This is a genomic window from Pyrinomonas sp., assembly GCF_040289685.1.
Classification (GTDB): Bacteria; Acidobacteriota; Blastocatellia; order Pyrinomonadales; family Pyrinomonadaceae; genus Pyrinomonas.
The window spans coordinates 1-4374 of the sequence record NZ_PSLQ01000125.1; the positions used below are offsets into that span (position 1 = coordinate 1).

The window sequence follows — 4374 nt, forward strand, 5'->3', positions numbered from 1 at the left end:
GTGGGGGGCAATGCAGGTGCGGCGCATGGGTGAAGGGTACAACAAAAAGGGGTATCAAGGGTTTCAAAGACCGAGCTGTCAAAGTCGAGGTAGAGCAAGTTAGATCCAACTCTTGGAAGAACCGGCAGCATGAGGTAAAATTCAAAAAAATGTTCGAAAAGATTATCCCAATCCAAGGATAAATCCAACAGGATAAAATGTTCCATAAACACTATCCGCGGATAGATGCTTTGAAACTGGAAAAAGAAATTAAAGTCAAACTTTTTCGGGGGAATACTAGCTATCACTCTTCGGGACAAACTGTAGAGGAAGAATGTGTATTAAGAAATGAGTTAGACGTTGATGAGTTACTTCCTTATCACGGATTAGAGTTCATAGAAAAGGCTTACCTTGCAGTGTTAAAGAGGCTTCCCGCTAGGATCGAGGCCGACTCGCATCTCAAGGTCTTACGTTCCGGGAAGGCGAACAAAATAGATATTATTGCAGCACTTCGCTACTCCGCTGAGGGAAAATCTAAAGATGTGAGGGTCCGCGGCTTGTGGTGGCCATCAACAATAAGACGGTTTTACAGAGTTCCCGTATTGGGCTATATACTGAACATAATCATAGCCCTACTAAGGATTCCTAGAACAATCGAAAATTATCGTCGACTCGAATTCTATTTTACTGAGAACATTGAACTTGCGTTTACGCGCGTGAGAGAGATGCAGGAGGATATACAAAATCTTTATAAATCCGTCCACGAACAATCGCGACACTTATTGAGCCAAATAGAATCGTTGGAGCAAAAACTAGAACACTCGGTTGAGTGCGTCCGCAAAGAGTGCGACCATTGCCGCGAATCATTTTGGGAAGAAATAAAGAAGCAAGAAGCTGCTTCCAACAGGCTACACGATGAGTTGCGAGAATTAAGGAACACCTTAACTGAGTTTGAACTAACTCAAGATCGTTTGCTTCGAGACACCAGTCAGAATCTGTTGGAGTTGGGGAAACGCATAGATGATATAAAGCTTAACAACCAGCAGCTTCGCAGAGAGTTGACCTTAGGGGATTTGCGATTCCGTCGTGATTTTCAGACAAGAAGTGCAGTGCGAGACTCGGATTCATTGGTCCCGCCCTCTTTGTACCTCCACTTAGAAGATCGGTTCCGCGGAACGCGCGAGGAGGTGAAGAGGCGTTTATCCGTTTATCTTCCTCTTGTTAGAAAGAAATCGCGAGGGTTATTTATCGACATAGGATGTGGTCGAGGCGAGTGGCTAGAGTTGCTAAAAGGAGAAGGGATAAATGCAATAGGCGTCGACATCAATCAAGCCATGCTTTCTCTTTGCCGAGAACTCGGTTTGTCAGTGATCGAAAAAGATGCCGTTGAATATTTGCGCTGTTTGGATGATGATTGCGCTGAGATGATCACATGTTTTCATGTCATAGAGCATCTTTCTTTTGCCCAATTGGTCAATCTTCTCGATGAAACTTTGCGGGTTCTGTGTCCTGGGGGAGAGGTGATTTTTGAAACACCCAATCCGGAAAATCTGCTTGTCGGGAGCAGCTACTTCTACTTCGACCCCACGCACCGTAATCCAATACCCAGCGAGACAATGGTCTTTCTTCTCGAAAGCCGCGGCTTTCACCACATAGAATTGCTCAAACTCCACCCGTGGGATGAAGCTAAGTTTCAGGATGATAGCGATATGGCGTCAAGACTTAACGACTTACTATATGGTCCAATGGATTACGCGGTCATCGGGCGCAAAGTTTGAAAATGAGGATTTTAATTGCGACAGTTCAAGTGCCCTTTATCAAGGGCGGAGCGGAAAGCCACGCAGAAGGATTACGCGAAGCGCTGTGTCAGGCAGGACACGAAGCGGAAATAGTCGCCGTTCCATTCAAATGGTACCCGCCAGAAAGGATTTTAGATCAAATGCTCGCTTGTCGTTTGTTCGATATATCGGAAGCGGCAGGAGTGCCGATCGATTTAATGATCGGCTTAAAATTTCCTGCTTACCTCATACCACATCAGAATAAGGTGCTGTGGATATTGCATCAACACCGCACCGCCTATGATTTATGGAACCACCCACTAGGTGACTTAAAATGCTGGCCTTGGGGCAGACAAGTACGTGATGCGATTCGTTTGGCTGATCGAACGCTCATCCCGCAAGCGAAGGCTGTCTATGCCAACTCACGTAACGTCGCGAAAAGGCTGCAAGATTTCTGCGGCATTAAAGCGAAAGAGCTTTATCACCCACCACCGCATGCAGACTCCTTCTTCCACGCGTCAACTGGCGATTATCTTTTCTTCCCAAGCCGCCTTAGCGATCTAAAGCGCCAAGCTCTAGCCCTAATCGCGCTAGCCCGAACCCGAAACCCTATCCGTCTTATCTTTGCCGGTGAAGCTGATAACCCTCTCTATGAGAGAAAGTTGAAGAGATTGGCAAACAGATTGAGACTCGCTGATAGGGTAGAGTGGCGAGGGAGGATCACGGAGGAAGATAAGAGGGAATTATATGCTAACTGTCTAGCGGTGGTCTATCCTCCTTTAGACGAGGATTACGGTTACGTAACGCTAGAAGCAATGTTATCTTCCAAGGCTGTGATCACTTGCAATGACTCCGGCGGCCCGTTAGAGTTCGTTGTAGATAGAGAAACCGGAATAATTTCCGCTCCCACTCCAGACGCTCTTGCCTCGGCTATGGACTTCATGTACGAGTCCCCAAACATATCTGCTGCTTATGGGAAGAGAGGCCGCGAGCGCTATGAAGAGCTGGACATAAGCTGGGATAAAGTGGTTAGAACCTTACTTTCTTCAGGTCAACGGTGATGAGGATAAACTGGTTTTCTCCACTACCACCGGCTCATACGGACATCGCGCACTATACGCACCGAATTTTACGCCCTTTATCCGAAAAAGCGGCGATCATCTTGTGGACTGATCAATCTGAATGGGATCCGGAAATTAAAACGTACGCTGAAGTGAAAAGATTTACTCTTGGAAAGTTTCCTTGGCATGCAGTGAACAACGCCGAGATAAGCTTTTTTCACATAGGGAATAATCCTTTATTCCACTACTCGATATGGCGTCTTAGCCGCTTTCATCCCGGTATCGTTGTTCTGCACGACGTTGTTTTGCAAAACCTCTTTGCCGGTATTTACTGGGGGGTTCTGAAAGATACGAAAGCTTATGTCGAGCAAATGAAAAGATTCTACGGCGAATCCGGAGAGCAAGAAGCAATGAAAGCTGTGCAAGATCGAAATGTCAGTCCTTTGATCCCTCACTATCCCCTTACGGAATTGGCTATAGAGAACGCCTTGGGCGTCTTGGTCCACAATCTGGATGTTTATCAGCAACTAAAGCAAAAACTTGCTTGTCCCGTCGCGTACCTGCCCTTGCCCTTTGATTTGTCCAAATATCGAATCGAGCGGAATAAAGAGAGGGGAAAGGCGCCTCCTTACAGATTGATCGTCTTCGGATACCTGGGAACCAACAGATGCTTGGATGTTTTGTTGAAAGCACTAGCGAGCTTTCCGCAAAAAGACTCGTTTCGGTTAGATATATATGGGAAATTAGAAGAGAAATGGGAAATACAGGCCCTGATTAGTTCCCTGGGTCTGAGAGAGAAAGTCACTGTCCATGGATTTGTTCCAGAACAAGACTTGGATTCAGCCCTTTCTTCTGCGCATCTCGCAATCAACATGCGCTATCCGACTATGGGCGAAGCTTCCGGAAGTCAAATGAGAATCTGGGCACACGCTTTGCCATCGTTGGTGACAAAGACCGGTTGGTTCGCGACATTGCCGTCGGATACTGTCGCTTTTGTCAATCCTGATTCCGCAATTCATGACATACATTTACACCTCTCTTCCTTTATAGAGGATCCGATGAAGTTTGATGAGATGGGGAGGAGAGGCAGGTTGTTTTTGGAGAGAAATCACCTCTCCGAAACTTACGCTGAGGGGCTAATTGAATTTGCCAAGGAGGTTAACGAGCGCAGGTCATACGCGACGGCTAACTATCTTGTAGACAGAACGGCGCGGGAAATAACTACCTTGGGAGATGGCCAAGGACTGAGCGCTCGAAGAGTTGCTACAGAGATAGCTTGGGTATCTAACTTCTTTCTCAATGAAAGCGATGGCAATGCTGCGACCGAGCCTTTGAGACCTGCGTGCACCGTCAAGAGGCTAGCTCATATGTGCATAGATTTGCGCTATTTCCTGAAGAAAGCCATGTGGAAGCTGCGGCGCGTCTACACCATCTACAAGAGAGGGCATCTCTGAGGATGACGTTGACAAGCATGACACGTTTTCCGGTCTTAACTCGTCAAGGTCCGCAGTCTCTGTTTGACCTGGTCACCGCGCTCCCAAACCTCAACTGGTATT

The 4374-nt window shown here is 46.9% G+C and carries 4 protein-coding genes; 3 read left to right on the forward strand and 1 reads right to left on the reverse strand.

Going from position 1 to position 4374, the window contains the following annotated elements:
* A partial coding sequence (locus C4334_RS14715) for a hypothetical protein (protein ID WP_352432840.1) occupies positions 1-206 on the reverse strand: 206 nt, incomplete at its 3' end.
* Between C4334_RS14715 and C4334_RS14720 the strand changes: the two genes are divergently transcribed.
* The 3 genes from C4334_RS14720 to C4334_RS14730 are packed head-to-tail and all read left to right on the forward strand — an operon-like array spanning position 198 to position 4272.
* The gene (locus tag C4334_RS14720; RefSeq protein ID WP_352432841.1) at positions 198-1757 is read left to right on the forward strand and encodes a class I SAM-dependent methyltransferase; all 1560 of its coding nucleotides are present in this window, start codon (positions 198-200) and stop codon (positions 1755-1757) included. The two genes, C4334_RS14715 and C4334_RS14720, sit on opposite strands and share 9 nt — an antisense overlap.
* 2 nt (positions 1758-1759) lie before the next feature.
* Positions 1760-2818: a glycosyltransferase family 4 protein gene (locus tag C4334_RS14725; protein ID WP_352432842.1), complete on the forward strand. Its 1059-nt coding sequence runs from the start codon at positions 1760-1762 to the stop codon at positions 2816-2818.
* The gene (locus C4334_RS14730) at positions 2818-4272 is read left to right on the forward strand and encodes a glycosyltransferase (RefSeq protein ID WP_352432843.1); all 1455 of its coding nucleotides are present in this window, start codon (positions 2818-2820) and stop codon (positions 4270-4272) included. The genes C4334_RS14725 and C4334_RS14730 overlap by 1 nt, the downstream gene beginning before the upstream one ends.
* Positions 4273-4374: the final 102 nt, after the last annotated feature.